We start from the raw sequence: 14,990 nt of genomic DNA on the forward strand, positions 1-14,990 counted from the left end.
GTTGAGTCGAACGTTCTGAGGAGATATGCCAAATGAGTAAGTTAAAAGAGGGTGCCTCATTGGATGGTCGTGTATTTTGGCCATCGATTGCAGTGATACTCGGCGTCACGATTCCACTTATCGCATTTCCTGAGGCTGGGAATGCGGTGATAAATCAGATGTTTGCGTTTGCGACCGGGAAGTTTGGCTGGCTCTACCTGGTTTCCGGTTTGATGACTGTCGTCTTCCTGTTGTGGATGGCGTTCGGGCGCTACGGAAATATACGGCTTGGGCGAAAGAGTGATGCGCCAGAGTTTTCCTACTTTAGCTGGGTCGCGATGATTTTTTGTGGCGGTATCGGCATAGCCATTGTCAACTGGGCCTGGGTTGAGCCGATTTATTACTTTAATGGGCCTCCTTTGAATGTGGCTGCACACAGTCGTGAAGCGGCAGAGTGGGCGTTGACGTATGGGCAGTTCCACTGGGGGTTGACCCCGTGGGCATTTTACTGCTTGCCGGCATTGCCCATCGCCTATTCGATGTATGTACGCCGACAGCCTGGCGTAAGATTGTCGGTTGCTGCACGTGGCGTCTTGGGCGAGAAGTCGAATGGGTGGTTGGGAATCACACTTGATACGGTGGTGGTTTTCGGGATTGTTGGCGGTGTGGGAACATCCCTAGGGTTGGCCGTCCCGCTGGTCTCAACCCTGGCCAGCGACATTTTTGGAATACAGCAGTCCTTCGCATTTGACATGTGCGTTTTGGCGCTCTGGACATTGATGTTCGGCATGAGTGTCTGGTTTGGGCTGAGCAAAGGGATAAAGATACTTAGCGATATAAACGTCTATTTGGCTTTTCTGTTGCTTTTGTTCGCTGCCGTTGTCGGCCCAACCTTGTTGCTCATCAACGGTTGGGCAAACAGCCTGGGCCTGATGCTCAACAACTTCATCCACATGAGCCTGTGGACTGACCCTGTTGCGAAAGGTACGTTCCCTCAGGATTGGACCATTTTTTATTGGGCCTGGTGGATTGCTTATGCGCCCATGATGGGGTTGTTTGTTGCGCGTATTTCTCGAGGGCGCACAATCAAAGAGCTTATTTTGGCTGAGCTTGTGTGGGGAAGCCTGGGGTGCTGGGTTTTCTTTGCGGTCTGGGGAGGCTACTCGCTGAATCTTCAGCTCACAGGCGAGCTGGACGTCAGTGCGATTTTGTCACAGCAGGGTATACCGGCGGCTGTACTCGCCATTTTAAAAACAATGCCATTTTCAAGTCTTGTTATTGGCGCTTTCGTTCTGCTTTGCTTTGTGTTCCTGGCGACAACGCTTGATTCGGCAGCTTATGTGCTGGCGTCAGTGACATCGCGTGAGCTCAGCGGCTATGAAGAACCTCAACGCTGGCTACGGATTGTATGGGCGCTGTTACTGGCGGTGATTGGCATCGGTCTTCTCAAAGTAGGCGGGCTGAAAGCTGTTCAAACGTCTACCATTGTCGTTGCGCTGCCTTTGATACCTGTGCTTGGCGTATTGACCTGGTCGCTACTGCGCATGATTCGTGCCGACCTCACGCATGAACTGGCGTCCAGAGAAATTGTCCTGGAAGACGCGGTGACACTTGCCGATCTGCCGGAGGTTGATGTTTCGCGGGCGGTTGAAGCTGTTTTGGTTTCGACTCATCCTGAACCTAAATATTAAAGATTGACCTCGTGCTCTATTCGCAAAGGCCTAGGGTTTCCTAGGTCTTTGGTTTTCTCGCCGTCGCGCGGGTGAAGAGCGATCGAGTGTTCCCACTCAGGGCGATGCAAGCCTGTGTGGAGGGCAATGTCATGCGGCGGAGCCATAAGCAAAACAAACCCTTTGGGGTGTTTATTCTGATTTTTAGATGGTGGGGCGACTGAGTATATTGATGGGTTTTTTCTGTGGTGTAGAGCGTTGTTTGTGTCGCAAAATGCTTTGTAATGTCGCTGGCGATCAACTGGTCTTTTGTGATGTGTCTTATGTTTTCGCAAACCGTTATCTACGTTGTAGGCAACGAGCTTTTCACTTATTTCGATAAGCGGGCTGCGAGAGAACGCCTGGTTTTAGCAACTCCCAGCCCGAGAACGTTCGTTCAGCCTACTGCCCGTATGCTGATGTGGTTGCCAGATTTGCACGGGCCCATGCCTCAGCGGTCGTGACCTGAATCGACTGCTGCGCATTGAAAGTGCCGGCTTTAGGCCATGCCACGCCTCTGCCTTGGGCGAAGACAGCGCGGTACTTCTTGATGTGATGCGTTGGGTCTTCCTCCAACTCTTGGAGCAAGTACGGCACAGTCCACACGTTGCGTTTGAACGGGCGGCCCAGTACACGTTCGAGGAGGCTCGCAACCTCTCCGTACGTCACGGTGTCGCCCGAGAGGTAGACAATCTGATTGCGGAAGCGAGGTTCGAAGAAAACGATCTCCGCTGTCAACGCGCCAATGTCATCTGGCGTCGTGAGCGTCACGCTGGTCTCAAGACTGCCTAGCGCGTTCACCGTATCGTTTTCGAAGTCAACCACCTCGAATACTGGCTCGAACAGAAAGCTGGTGAACATGCCCGTCGAGATGATTACCCATTCAGTTTTATCCTGGGCTCGAAGCAATTCGCGGACATCAAGCTGAGCATCGAACAAATCCTGAGGGCTGCCCCGACCGATTACCTCGAAGTCGACACCAAACTGCCACGGGAAGTAGCGCTTCACACCAGCCTTCAGGGCGGCGGTGGCCAGCTTCATTGGGGTTTCCCGGCCTGCAACCATGCCTGCACAGCCTATTACGGTATCGAAACGTGCGAATACTTCAGCCAGCTGATCGATTGAGTCATTCACGAGATCGGCAGCCACCATCTGGATCCCGAGGCCCCGAAGCTCATCGATTTTGACCTTTTTCTCGGGCACTTGCGTGTTGATGGTCGAATCTCTGAGCAGGACGCTGATTGTGGAACCGGGCGCGCGTTTTGCTAGTCGCGCAAGATTGCGCAGCACCGGCAGCCCAAGCTCACCGGCGCCTAGAACGAGGATGGATTGGGGGGGAAGCTGGGTCACTTCGGTCATGATTTCTCCTGAGAACTGTTGCCTGTAAGATGAACAAATGCTTGCACGATTAGGCAACGTTCGTAAGAAGGCACACCTGTGATACTTGAGAAAGCAATGACTGATCAGGAGGCGCTAAGCCAGGCAGAGACGATTTGCCGAACGCTTAGAGAAGACGATGATGGCGTCAGGCGAGAAGTGCTCGCTCACGCAGGCAGTCGCTGGTCGTTAGGTATTCTGCATGCCCTGGGGGTATACGGCACGATGCGCCATGCCGAAATAAAAAGGCAGATGACGGGGGTGACTCAGCGGATGTTAACCAAGACGCTGCGCTCCATGGAGCGGGATGGCCTGGTGCTTCGGCGGGAGTTCGGAGAGATTCCGCCACGTGTCGAGTATGAGCTCACGCCACTTGGTATGGGGCTGTTGATCCGCATGTCACCTGTCTGGACTTGGGTTGTCGAGAACGTTGAGGACTTCCGCAAGGCGCGGCGTATTTTCGACAGTCAGGATGACAAGAAGCCAGCGTGGCAAATACCTGCATCAACACCATTCCATTCAGACGCGGATGACTGAATGTAGCTCACAGGGGGTGAGAAGCCCTGTGCCCGTTCATGCATGCCAATTGAATCACAGGTCGAAGACCTTGCGATGAGCATGGGCCATGCAGCCGATTTTGATGATGCGCCCTCCCAAGCCGGCCATGTAGCCTGCGAAGTGATCGCAGACCAGGTTGCCGTTCCAGGTGCCCTGGAAGTTGCGCCCATGTTCGTCAGGACGGCTCGGGCTGAAGTGGATGACGTTGGCGTTGACGTCGTGGCTGATGGCGACGCTCCAAACCGTGGCGCCAGGCTGGAGGCATTCCTGCACTTTACCTTTATCTGTGCCAAAGCTTGATACTCAATGAGCCGCCGACCTTGCTGAATGGGAGATGCCTTTGATGGAGTTACGCCAGCTTCGTTACTTTCTGAGTGTGCTGGAGTGTGGCAGCCTCGGCAGAGCCGCGCTCGAAACGGGCGTTGGGGTATCTGCGTTGAGCCAGCAACTCACGAAGCTCGAAAGTGAGTTGAGTACCCGCCTGCTGACACGCTCTAGCGTTGGCGTCACGCCTACCGCGGCAGGTTTGGCATTTGAATACCATGCGCGCCTGACGCTGCGCCAGGCCGATTACGCCATGCTGGCTGCACGCAGTGGGCGTATGAGTGGGTACGCCAGCGTCGGTATGGCACCCACCACGGCTTCGGTGTTGGGGCTGGCGCTGATCGCCAGGATGCGCGAGCGCTACCCTGATATACGTCTTCATTTGGTGGAAATGCTGTCGGGCTACCTGGTGAACCAGCTCAATACTCGGCACCTGGACTTGGCGGTGTTGTTCCAGCTGGAGGCTGGCATGCGGCTGGATGCGCGGCCGCTGCTGGAGGAGCGGCTGTTCGCATTGGTTCCGGTAGCCTTGGTCAAGGCTGACTGGGGGACGTCGCTGACGTTGCAGCAGATCGCCTCGCTGCCCTTGGTGATGCCCAGCGCCCAGCATGGTCTTCGCGCCACGTTACGCGTCATCCTTGAGCGCGTCGGATTGGACGCGAATATCGTCATGGAGGTTGATGGCCTGTCGCTTCTCATGGATTGCGTCAGCGCAGGTCACGCCGCGACGATTCAACCCGGCGCCACTGTGGCCCGGGCCATGCAGGCAGGCCTGCGGGTGTTTTCAATCGACGATCCGCAAGCTCAGCGTCGCAACTTGGTGGTGAGCCTGGTCGATGATGAACTCTCGCCTGCTGCACTTGCCACGCGAATCGTGCTGCATGAAGTGTCCCGCGAATTGGTGCAGCAGGATCGCTGGCCAGGGGCGCGTTTGCTGTGAGCGCCTGCGAACGACCGTCCCTTTAGAAAAACTGAAGACCTCCCCCCTGCAATCGTGTTTCGCCCAAGGTACGCGACCCTCTAGAGTCCGGGGTCCGCGAGGAGCTGCCCAACCCTGGCTTCTCGCTCCCTGGAGGCGACATGATCGATGTACTTGTCATTGGCGGCGGCAATGCTGCCCTCTGCGCCGCGCTGATGGCGCGCGAGGCCGGCGCCAGCGTGATGCTGGTGGAAGCCGCGCCCCGCGCCTGGCGAGGCGGCAATTCCCAACACACCCGTAACCTTCGATGCATGCACGATGCCCCGCAGGACGTGCTGGTGGAGGCTTACCCCGAAGAAGAGTTCTGGCAGGATCTGCTGAAGGTTACTGATGGCCAGACCAACGAGGCCCTGGCGCGTCTGGTGATTCGTGCCTCGTCCGACTGCCGCGGCTGGATGCGCCGCCACGGCGTGCACTTCCAGCCCTCGTTGTCGGGTGCGCTGCACACTGCGCGGACCAACGCGTTCTTCATGGGCGGGGGCAAGGCCCTGGTCAATGCTTATTACCGCAGCGCCCAGCGGCTTGGTGTGCAGGTGCGCTACGACAGCCCGGTGTGCGATCTGGAGTTGCGCGATGGACGCTTCATCGCTGCCCACCTGGCGGCCCGCGACGTCGACGGGCGGCGCCTGCCCGCCGAGCGCATCGAGGCGCGCAGTTGCGTGCTGGCGGCCGGCGGCTTCGAGTCCAATCGCCAATGGCTGCGCGAGGCCTGGGGGCAGAATAATCGCGGCGAGTGGCCGGCGGACAACTTCCTTGTGCGGGGCACGCGCTTCAACGACGGCGCGCTGCTGCGGCGCATGATCGACCTAGGTGCCGACACCATTGGCGACCCGACCCAGGCCCACATGGTCGCCATCGATGCCCGCGCACCGCTGTACGACGGCGGTATCTGCACGCGCATCGACTGCGTGTCGCTTGGCGTGGTGGTGAACCGCGACGGCCAGCGATTCTACGACGAAGGCGAGGATTTCTGGCCCAAGCGCTATGCCATCTGGGGGCGCCTGGTGGCCCAGCAGCCTGGCCAGGTGGGGTTCTCGATCATCGACCAGAAGGCCCTGGGCCGCTTCATGCCACCGGTCTTCCCTGGCAGCCGCGCCGACAGCCTCGAGGCCTTGGCTGTAGCCCTCGGACTGCCGGTGCCTGCGTTTCTCGAGACCCTGCGCGCCTACAACCAGGCATGCCGCCCCGGCACGTTCGACCACACCCAGCTGGACGATTGCCGTACCGACGGCGTGCAACCGGTCAAGAGCCATTGGGCCTTGCCGATCGATAAGCCGCCGTTCTTCGGTTACCCGCTACGTCCGGGGGTGACCTTCACCTACCTCGGCCTGCGCACCGATGCCACGGCCGCCGTGCATTTCGCTGGGCGGCCCAGTCCCAACCTGTTCGTCGCCGGCGAGATGATGGCCGGCAACGTGCTGGGCAAGGGCTACACCGCCGGTGTCGGCATGTCCATCGGTACCGCGTTTGGCCGCATCGCCGGCACGCAGGCGGCGGCTGCCGCCGGCCATTGTATTTCCCCCCTGGAGGCCCAGCATGACTGTGCAAATGCCTGATCCCCACGTGTTCGAACCCGCCCCGCCACAGGCCGAGCTGATCCCGCTGCTGAACCTGGACGAGCAGGAGGTGGACCGGCAGATGCGCATCTGCAACGCCTGCCGTTATTGCGAGGGGTTCTGTGCCGTGTTCCCGGCGATGACCCGTCGACTCGACTTCGGCAAGGCCGACATCCACTACCTGGCCAACCTCTGCCACAACTGTGGCGCCTGCTTGCACGCTTGTCAGTACGCTGCACCGCATGCGTTCGCGGTGAACGTGCCGCAGGCCATGGCCAAGGTGCGCGGGCAGACCTACGCTGAGTACGCCTGGCCGGCCCGTTTCGGGCAGCTCTACCGGCGCAATGGCACCTTCGTCGCCGTGGCGTTGGCACTGGCGCTGTCGCTGTTCTTGCTGCTGGCCTTGCAGGTCAACGGCACTTTGCTGCCTGGGCGGCTGGCCGGAGATTTCTACGCTGTGTTCCCGCACAACACCTTGGCGCTCTTGTTCGGTGGCGTGTTCAGCGCTGCCGGGGTGGCGCTGGGCGTGGCGTTGAGGCGCTTCTGGCGCACGGTGTCGCCCACCCAAGCGCGGCAACCGGCCAACGGTGCGCTGCCGGAGGCGGCGAGCGCAGTGCTGACGCTCAAGTATCTGGATGGCGGCCATGGCCAAGGCTGCAACAACGCCGACGATCGCTACACGCTGTGGCGTCGACGCTACCATCACTTGACCTTCTACGGCTTCATGCTGTGCTTTGCCGCCACCGTGGTCGCCACCGGATATCACTACCTGCTGGGCCTGCATGCGCCATACCCGCTGCTGAGCCTGCCGGTAGTCCTCGGCACCCTCGGCGGTATCGGCCTGATCGTCGGGCCAGCGGGCCTGCTGGCGTTGAACCTGCGCCGCGCGCCAGAGCATGGCGACGCCGCGCAGCGCCCCATGGACCGTGCGTTCATCCTGCTTCTGCTGTTGGTCAGCACGACCGGTATGGCGTTGCTGGCCCTGCGTGACACCGAGGTGATGGCGATCCTGCTGGCCGTGCACCTGGGCACCGTCATGGCACTGTTCGTGACCTTGCCCTATGGCAAGTTCGCCCATGGCCTGTTCCGCAGTGCCGCGCTGCTGAAGTTTGCGATCGAAAAGCGCCGGCCCGACCCTCACAGCTTGGGCGGGGACTGAACCCTGCCGGGGATGCGATGCGACACCGTGTGTTCGGCCTGGCGAGCAACGCAGTGGCCGCCGTGCTGATCTCGCTGTCCGAGGGTGCCTGAGAACGCGAAACCCTGCTGCGTCGCCTGAAGGGTCCGCCGAACCTCATCGCCACGGCCGACCGAACCGTACACCCCGCATTGACACAAACGCCTACCTGGCATCAAGCGATGCCGGGTGGGGAAGGGGGCCGTCTACCCGTCGGGCGGCCACATAGACAATAAGAACAAGAGAACAAACCATGCTCGCACTTCTGGGCCTGATCATGGTGGTGACCTTCACCTACCTGATCATGAGTAAACGCCTGTCCCCGATCGTCGCGCTGACCATCGTGCCGATTGTTTTCGCCCTTGTTGGCGGTTTCGCGCCAGACCTGGGCAAGATGATGCTCGATGGGCTGAAAATGGTCGCACCGTCTGCCGCGCTGCTGCTGTTCGCCATCCTGTTTTTCGGCCTGATGATCGACGCCGGCCTGTTCGACCCGCTGATCCGCAAGATTCTCAAGCGGGTGAATGGCGACCCGATAAAGATCGCCATCGGCACCGCCTTGCTATCGCTGCTGGTGGCGCTGGACGGTGACGGCACCACGACCTACATGATTACCTGCGCCGCCATGCTGCCGCTGTACAAGCGCATCGGCATGAACCCGATGATCCTGGCGACCGTATCGATGCTGTCATTGAGCATCATGAGCGGCATGAGCCCGTGGGGTGGTCCCGCCACCCGTGCCATTGCAGCGCTCGGCCTGGATGCGACCGAATACTTCATTCCGATGTTGCCCACCGTCATCGGTGGGGCGGCATGGGTCGTGTTCACCGCCTACCTGCTGGGCCGTGCCGAGCGCCGGCGTATCGGCAATATTGCCCTGGAGTCCGGTGGCGGCAACTGCTACATCAAGGAAATCCTCGGCGACAGCCCGCACAAGCGCCCGCGCCTTGCCTATGTGAACCTGGTGCTGGTGATCGCCGTGATGACCGCGCTGGTGCTGGGGCTGATGCACGCGGCCATCCTGTTCATGATCGGTTTCGTCGCCGCACTGATGATCAACTACCCGCAGCTGGACCTGCAGAAAGAGCGCATCCTCGCCCATTCGGGCAACGCCATGACCGTGGTGCTGCTGGTGTTCGCCGCGGGCATCTTTGCCGGTATTTTCTCGGGTACCAAGATGGTCGATGCATTGGCCCAGACGCTGGTGGACTGGATTCCGGAAGCGTGGAGCCACTGGTTCCCGCTGGTGGTGGCGATGACCAGCATGCCGCTGACCTTCGTGCTGTCCAACGACGCGTACTACTTCGGCGTTGTGCCGATCCTGGCCAATGCCGCGGCCGCGTACGGCATCGACCCGGTGGAAATCGCCCGCGCCTCGGTGCTTGGCCAGCCGGTTCACCTGATGAGCCCGCTGGTGGCCTCGACCCTGCTGCTGGTGGGCATGGTCGACCGCGATATCGGTGATTTCCAGAAAGCCACCTTCAAGTGGGCCGTGCTCACTTCTCTGGTGATCACTGCGCTGGCACTGCTGACGGGCGCCTTGTCCTTCATTGTTTGAAGCACTCAGGGCGCCGCTTGCGGGTACGGTGATATCCCGCTTCTGGAACTATCGTGCTGTTTCAAGCAATCGATTTTGTCATTTTACGACCCCTCTCCAAGCCCCATTGAGCTGCATAAATCAAAGGTTTCAGGGCGCGTCGGGATTTCTCGCAAAAAGCACTGATGGCACGTTGACTCTCCCCTTAGGGGGAGACTTTAGACTCCCGGCCCCCGATAGATCTGGCCTTAAAACAGCTTTTTTTGGCCCGATGACTTTATTCATTCAATGCGGCTTTTGTAGGGAAACACTCAATGAATAATCCGTTGGAATTGGACAGCGTTATCAGCAGTACACAGGATATTCTTGCGCAGTTGCTGGTGCTGGATAGGGGCGACGTGACAGAGCACAGCAGTATCGTTGACGACCTCAGCGCCGACTCGCTGGACATCGTCGACCTGAGCTTCCAGCTGGGCCGTCAGTACGGTTGCACCTTGCCGAAAACCAGCGTGCTGGATCACGCGGTAGCGGTGTTCGGCGACGCCACCCGGTTTGTCGAAAATGGCCGAATCACGCAGGACGGCGTGGCCTTGCTGGAGCAGAGCCTCAGCGCTTATGCGCCGGGCCAGCTTCACGTGGGCATGCAGCCGGGCGATGTCTTCTCGGCCACCACCGTGCGGAACTGGGCGCAGCAATGCCATAACGTGTTCAACCACCTCCCCGAAACCTGCCCTGAGTGTGGCGCGGCTCATGCCCAACTCAATGAACGCCAACAAGTGGTGTGTGGCGGTTGCAGTGCTCGCCTGACCCCTCTGGACGGTGACTCGATCTCGCGTCTGTTGGTTGAGCAGTACGCGGCCGCCCAGTTGAAGGCTTCGGCGTAGGGGGTGCCTTGATGCAGGCCCGAGAGGTTCTGGTCACCGGCTATGGACTGGTGGCTCCCACGGCACTGGATGCGGCCTCGCTGTTCACGACGATCAGCGAAAACCGTTCCTGCATTGGCCAGCACCCGGCGTTTGTCGAACTGGGGTTTGCGAACCCGGCGGCCGGATTTATCGATGATCAACAATGGCAGGTCATCGCGGCGGCCTTTCCGGGCGACCTGCAGACCACCTCCCGCCAGGAATGGCTGGCGCATTACGTGGCCCGTCAGGCGCTGGCCCATGCCGGGTTGGCCGACGGCGCATTTGCCCGAGTCGCCAGCGGTATTTTCGTCGGGGCCAACAAATATTGCGTGAGCAGTGATTTGCGGGACGCCAGCCGTTACATGGACGATCAGGGGCGGGTCGATCTCGACCAGTTCCTGGATAACCACACCCTCAGCGGTGGGGCGTTTGCCCGACGGGTTGATCAGCAAACCCGCCATCTCGCCGAATGGCTGGGTGTCCGTGACCATATCTCCACGCATTCCGATGCCTGTGCCGCCGGCACCATGGCCATCGGCAGTGCCTATCGAGCGATCGCCCGTGGCGAGATCGACCTGGCGTTGTGTGGCGCGGTGGAGTTGATGGCCCATGAATTGTCCTACTACAGCTTTGATGGGCTGGGCGCACTCTGCCAGCGCGTGGACTTTTCCCCACAAGAACAGAGCCGGCCGTTCATGCCGGACCGCTGCGGTTTTGTGCTGAGTGAAGGGGCGGCGCTGTTGGTGCTGGAATCCCGCGAGCATGCCGAGCGTCGTCAGGCCTGTTCGCTGGGCCGGGTGCTGGGGTACGCGAATCTGTGCGAGGCAGAGAAAATCACCTCCAGCAGCCGCGACGGCAGCAAGTATGCCGCCTGCATGACGGCGGCCCTGGCCGATGCCGAACTGACCAGTGCGGCTGTGGACCATGTGAATGTTCACGGTACGTCGACACAGGCCAATGACCGTTGCGAGGCCCTGGGCCTGGTGCAGGTCTTCGGCGAAACCCTGGAGCAGATGACGTTCACCGCCAACAAATCTGCCGTAGGGCATTCGTTGGCCGGCAGTGGTGCCATTGAGGCGGTGCTGTCGTTGATGAGCATTCAGTTGGGCGTGGCCTTGCCGACCCTCAATTTTCAGCCGGAAAAATCCGAGTTTCCGGCGTTGAAATTCCTTTGCGAACCGTTGCAGCAACCGATCAATGTCGTGCTCTCCAACTCCTTTGGGTTTGGTGGCGTGAACAGTTCGTTAGTGCTGGGCAGGGCATGACATGACCAGATCCAATTCAACCGCTGTTTATATCACTGCGGCGTCGGTACTCAACGCCGCCGGTACTGAATGTGCGCCTCGTGACAGTCAACCTCAGGCCGCGCAACCCCTGGATTTCGACCCGGCACGTCTGGCCCATTGTGTCGCAGCACCCGCCTTGCCGGCGGGTGTGTACGACCGCAGACTGTCCCGCAGCCTCGAGCCTCAGGGCGCGCGCCTGCTGTATTGCGCCGGCCGTCTCGCCGAGACCTTGCGTGGGCTGGAACTGCCCGACGAGCGGATCGCATTGATCGCTGCCATTCCGGAAGTGGATGGCCCCAGTTCGTGCTGGGATGCAGTGCAGGCCATTGGCGCACAACCGGCAGATCTGTTGGCGCAATTCTTTGCCCACACACCGCCGCTGCATGCGCTGATGATGCTCAACAGCAGCGTCATGGCCCACGCGGCTGAGGCCTTGCGTTGCAAGGGGCCCATGGGCGGTTTTTGCTCCCAGGGCAATGCGGGGCTGGATGCTTTGATGGAGGCCGCTGCCCATCTGAGCGAAGGCCGTGCCGATGCTGCCGTGGTCGTCAGCAGCAGTCCGAACATCACCCCGGCGTTGTACCTGCGTGACGCTACTCACCCACCTGTAAACCCCGGCCCGTGGGTTTTCGGCGAAGGTGCTGCGGCACTGTTGCTGACGACCAACCCAGGCAGCGGTGCTCAATCTGCGTTGCGTATTGCCGGGTTTGCCCGTGGTTACAGCGCGCAACCCGAGCGTGGACTGGCGGTTGGTCGCGACGTCATTGAGCGTGCTTTGAGCAACGAAAAACTGTGCCTCAGCGATGTCGGGCAAGTCGTCGCCGATGCACAGGATCCGCAGATTGCCGCGTTGTTTAGCCTATCGGGGCACACCCTCGAACACTCCAAGGCGTTGCTAGGCGACTTGGGCGCCAGCGCCCTGCTCAGCGAAATTGCTGTGACCTGGGCACTGGATTGCAGCCGTTACACGCTGTTGCTCGAACATAGCCGAGGCGGGCATTGGGGCGCGGTACTGCTGGCCAGAACGTCGTCGGACACAGAGACAATGGAGAGTTACCCATGAGCCCCACACGGATCGTGATCACGGGCATGGGCGCCGTCACCGGCTTCGGTTTCGAGTGGCAGTCCATGTGGCAAAGAATGTTGGCCGGCGAGCATTGCATTCGGCCATGGCAACCGGAAGGCGTCGAGGCGGGTGCGTTCCCCGTGCGTTACGCAGCGCCCGTGGATATGGGCTTGATGCCGGCACACTTGAAAGACCATCCGGCCTGGGGATTGTCGCTGGAAAAACGCACCCGCTTTGGCTGGGTCGCGGCCACCCAAGCCATTGCCGATAGTGGTCTGAGCCCCGAACAGTTGCGTGGCGCGGCGGTATTGTCAGCGTCCGGCGCACCTGCTCATCGTTTGCAGGACATGCTGCTCAGCCTGGCGGATAACCCGGCGCAGGCGCCGTCCTGGGCTCAATTGATGGCGCGACAGGCGCAGGTCGATCCTGACAGTTCACTGTGTCAGAGCAACGACCGCCTTGCGCGGGTGATTGCCGATGGCATCGGCAGTGAAGGCCCGGTGATCAATGTCAGCAGCGCCTGCGCGGGAGCGTCCCAGGCCATCGGCAACGCATTCCAGATGATCCGTCGCGGCGAGATCGAGCTGGCCATTGCCGGGGGCGCCGATTCGGTGTTGAGCCTGGACACCATGACCGCGCTGTATCTGCTCGGCGCCGCCAGCAGCGAACAGCGTTGGGGCACCGAACTGTGTCGGCCGTTCGACCGCCATCGCAGTGGCTTGATTGCGGGTGAAGGTGGTGGTTTCGTAGTGCTCGAAACCCTCGAACGGGCGCTTGCCCGAGGGGCAACGCCGTACGCCGAAGTGCTGGGTTTCGGCAGCAGCCTGGATGCCTACAAAATCACCGCACCCGACCCGCAGGGCCGGGGCGCGGTGCTGGCGATGCAGGCGGCCCTGACGGATGCCGGGCTGGCGCCGCAACAGGTCGATCTGATCAATGCCCACGGTACCTCGACACCCCTCAACGATGCCGCCGAAACCCTGGCGATCAAGACCCTGTTCGCCGAGCGCGAACATTATCGGCGGTTGCTGGTGACGGCCAACAAATCCCAGTTCGGCCACCTGATTGCGGCCGCCGGAGCACCGGAGTTCATGCTCACGGCCCTGGCCTGCCGGGATGATCGAGTCACGCCGACCCTGAACCTGCAGGATGCCGACGAACAATGCGACCTCGACTACTGCGCCCACCAAGCGGTCAAGCGCAAGGTCGACGTTGCCCTGAGCAACTCCTTCGGTTTCGGCGGCCTCAACACTTCGCTGGCGCTGGGCAAGTACCGGGAGGCGCCGCGATGAAACAGGCGGTCGCGATTGCCGGTGCGGGTTGCGTGTTGCCCAGCGGCTGGGGTGTCGAGTCTTTCTGGGCGGCCGCAACCGAAGGGCGCAGTGCAATTACGGCGCTGAACGCCCGACGGTTCAGCAGCGAACGCGTGGTGGCGTTCGGGCAAATTCAGGATCAGGACCACCAACGCAGCCGACAAGACCTTGCGCAAAACCTTCAGCGTTACTGCACGCCGGCAGTGATCTGGGGTGTCAGCGCGGTACGTCAGGCGTTGGAAGAAGCCGGCCTGGCCGATGAGCAGCCGGATGTCCGTTTCGGTTTGTATTGCTGTCAGGGCGGCTACACCCATCCGTCTCTGGAATCCTATGCCGAGTTGTTGCACGGCTGTCGGCAGGACGGCGTCGCCGACATGGCGGCGTTCGCCAAACGGATCCTGCAAGACCGTGCCCAGGACCCTTTTCTGGTGCTCAAAGGCTTGAGCAACTGCTTGCTGGGTGTCACCAGCCTGGCGCTGAAACTGGTGGGCGAGTGCAACGCCTATATGCAAGGTGTCGCCGGCAACCTGGCAGCCTTGCGTGAGGCTACGGCCGCTTTGCAGGATGGCCGAATTGACGCGGCAATCGTTGTCGGCGCGGGCAGCGAGCTGGATGCCCTGGCGCTGTCCGGGTTGGTCCAGGCGGGTGTCATCAGCGCCAACGGCTCGAACACGCTGCTGCCGTTTGACCTTCGGGGCACTGGCGGCATTGCCGGGGAGGGCGCGGCAGCGCTGGTGCTGCGCCGGCGCGAAGACCTGCCGGCCGGTCCTCAGGCGTGCCTCGCCGACATGACGGCCCATGCCTCCCTCGGTCGCTTGAGCCTGCCCGACAGCCCAACCGATGTGTTGGTGTGCAGCGGCACCGGCGATGCGCACAAAGACCGCGTGTTGTGCCAGACGCTGGCCCTTGCGCGCGCCTCGCACATCACCAGCGGGTTGGCGATCAACGGCATTCTCAGCGCGGCGCCGAGCCTGGTGGATCTGACTCTTGCGCGTTGCGCATTGCTGGCCCAAAGCGTGCCGCCGATTGCCGGTTTGCAGCAACCAGTGGCGAACCTGCCGTTCATTCAGGGCGCGCCCCACGCCGCGAGCCTTGCGCATTGCCTGGTGCTGAACCGCGACGACAACGGATTCAGCGCCGCCTATCAAGTGCTCTACAGCGCAAAGGTCACTCAGGACTGCCGCTGACTACCGCCTCTTTTTTACTTTCAAGGGATATGACTGT

12 protein-coding genes and 1 pseudogene are annotated in these 14,990 nt (G+C 60.9%); 11 read left to right on the forward strand and 2 right to left on the reverse strand.

Annotated features, from left to right (window positions below; genetic code table 11):
* The first annotated feature begins 32 nt into the window (after positions 1-32).
* Positions 33-1,670: a BCCT family transporter gene (locus C4Q27_RS24490; RefSeq protein WP_064493294.1), complete on the forward strand. Its 1,638-nt coding sequence runs from the start codon at positions 33-35 to the stop codon at positions 1,668-1,670.
* A 420-nt stretch (positions 1,671-2,090) separates the two neighbouring features.
* Here the strand turns inward: C4Q27_RS24490 and C4Q27_RS24495 are convergent, their stop codons facing one another.
* Positions 2,091-3,047 (reverse strand): aromatic alcohol reductase, encoded by a 957-nt coding sequence (locus tag C4Q27_RS24495; protein WP_064493293.1) that lies wholly within the window; start codon positions 3,045-3,047, stop codon positions 2,091-2,093.
* A gap of 96 nt (positions 3,048-3,143) precedes the next feature.
* On the opposite strand from C4Q27_RS24495, the gene C4Q27_RS24500 reads away from it, so the two are divergent.
* A complete protein-coding gene (locus C4Q27_RS24500) occupies positions 3,144-3,602 on the forward strand; it encodes a helix-turn-helix domain-containing protein (RefSeq protein ID WP_020191703.1) in 459 nt (152 codons plus the stop codon).
* 57 nt (positions 3,603-3,659) lie between these two features.
* On the opposite strand, the pseudogene C4Q27_RS24505 reads toward C4Q27_RS24500, so the two are convergent.
* Positions 3,660-3,872, reverse strand: a pseudogene (locus tag C4Q27_RS24505) (transposase); the annotation flags it as partial.
* A gap of 94 nt (positions 3,873-3,966) precedes the next feature.
* Between C4Q27_RS24505 and C4Q27_RS24510 the strand changes: the two are divergent.
* From C4Q27_RS24510 to C4Q27_RS24550, 9 genes are all read left to right on the forward strand, one after another.
* The gene (locus tag C4Q27_RS24510; protein ID WP_020191705.1) at positions 3,967-4,887 is read left to right on the forward strand and encodes a LysR substrate-binding domain-containing protein; all 921 of its coding nucleotides are present in this window, start codon (positions 3,967-3,969) and stop codon (positions 4,885-4,887) included.
* A gap of 140 nt (positions 4,888-5,027) precedes the next feature.
* Positions 5,028-6,482: an FAD-dependent tricarballylate dehydrogenase TcuA gene (gene tcuA, locus C4Q27_RS24515; RefSeq protein WP_064493291.1), complete on the forward strand. Its 1,455-nt coding sequence runs from the start codon at positions 5,028-5,030 to the stop codon at positions 6,480-6,482.
* On the forward strand, positions 6,463-7,641 hold the full coding sequence (gene tcuB, locus C4Q27_RS24520) for a tricarballylate utilization 4Fe-4S protein TcuB (protein ID WP_104887484.1): 1,179 nt from the start codon (positions 6,463-6,465) through the stop codon (positions 7,639-7,641). Before tcuA ends, tcuB begins: the two co-directional genes overlap by 20 nt.
* 271 nt (positions 7,642-7,912) lie before the next feature.
* Positions 7,913-9,217 carry a CitMHS family transporter gene (locus C4Q27_RS24525; protein ID WP_104887485.1) on the forward strand — a complete coding sequence of 435 codons (1,305 nt, stop codon included), beginning with the start codon at positions 7,913-7,915 and terminating at the stop codon, positions 9,215-9,217.
* 293 nt (positions 9,218-9,510) lie between these two features.
* Positions 9,511-10,080, forward strand: coding sequence for an acyl carrier protein (locus C4Q27_RS24530; RefSeq protein ID WP_064493112.1), 570 nt, complete (start codon positions 9,511-9,513; stop codon positions 10,078-10,080).
* A gap of 11 nt (positions 10,081-10,091) precedes the next feature.
* Positions 10,092-11,366, forward strand: a complete 1,275-nt coding sequence (locus C4Q27_RS24535; protein ID WP_104887486.1) for a beta-ketoacyl-[acyl-carrier-protein] synthase family protein — start codon at positions 10,092-10,094, stop codon at positions 11,364-11,366.
* A gap of 169 nt (positions 11,367-11,535) precedes the next feature.
* Complete coding sequence (locus C4Q27_RS24540; protein WP_104887487.1) at positions 11,536-12,450, forward strand: beta-ketoacyl synthase; 915 nt, start codon at positions 11,536-11,538, stop codon at positions 12,448-12,450.
* Entirely contained in the window at positions 12,447-13,745 is a 1,299-nt protein-coding gene (locus C4Q27_RS24545; protein WP_064493110.1) for a beta-ketoacyl-[acyl-carrier-protein] synthase family protein, read from the forward strand. Before C4Q27_RS24540 ends, C4Q27_RS24545 begins: the two co-directional genes overlap by 4 nt.
* Positions 13,742-14,953 (forward strand): beta-ketoacyl synthase N-terminal-like domain-containing protein, encoded by a 1,212-nt coding sequence (locus C4Q27_RS24550; RefSeq protein WP_064493109.1) that lies wholly within the window; start codon positions 13,742-13,744, stop codon positions 14,951-14,953. Before C4Q27_RS24545 ends, C4Q27_RS24550 begins: the two co-directional genes overlap by 4 nt.
* Positions 14,954-14,990 lie beyond the last annotated feature (37 nt).

The organism is Pseudomonas sp. SWI36 (genome assembly GCF_002948105.1).
Lineage (GTDB): Bacteria > Pseudomonadota > Gammaproteobacteria > Pseudomonadales > Pseudomonadaceae > Aquipseudomonas > Aquipseudomonas alloputida.

Coding starts and splice junctions, on each gene's coding strand:
- C4Q27_RS24490 (WP_064493294.1), top strand. CDS start 33: ATGAGTAAGTTAAAAGAGGGTGCCTCATTGGATGGTCGTGTATTTTGG.
- C4Q27_RS24495 (WP_064493293.1), bottom strand. CDS start 3,047: ATGACCGAAGTGACCCAGCTTCCCCCCCAATCCATCCTCGTTCTAGGC.
- C4Q27_RS24500 (WP_020191703.1), top strand. CDS start 3,144: ATGACTGATCAGGAGGCGCTAAGCCAGGCAGAGACGATTTGCCGAACG.
- C4Q27_RS24510 (WP_020191705.1), top strand. CDS start 3,967: ATGGAGTTACGCCAGCTTCGTTACTTTCTGAGTGTGCTGGAGTGTGGC.
- tcuA (WP_064493291.1), top strand. CDS start 5,028: ATGATCGATGTACTTGTCATTGGCGGCGGCAATGCTGCCCTCTGCGCC.
- tcuB (WP_104887484.1), top strand. CDS start 6,463: ATGACTGTGCAAATGCCTGATCCCCACGTGTTCGAACCCGCCCCGCCA.
- C4Q27_RS24525 (WP_104887485.1), top strand. CDS start 7,913: ATGCTCGCACTTCTGGGCCTGATCATGGTGGTGACCTTCACCTACCTG.
- C4Q27_RS24530 (WP_064493112.1), top strand. CDS start 9,511: ATGAATAATCCGTTGGAATTGGACAGCGTTATCAGCAGTACACAGGAT.
- C4Q27_RS24535 (WP_104887486.1), top strand. CDS start 10,092: ATGCAGGCCCGAGAGGTTCTGGTCACCGGCTATGGACTGGTGGCTCCC.
- C4Q27_RS24545 (WP_064493110.1), top strand. CDS start 12,447: ATGAGCCCCACACGGATCGTGATCACGGGCATGGGCGCCGTCACCGGC.
- C4Q27_RS24550 (WP_064493109.1), top strand. CDS start 13,742: ATGAAACAGGCGGTCGCGATTGCCGGTGCGGGTTGCGTGTTGCCCAGC.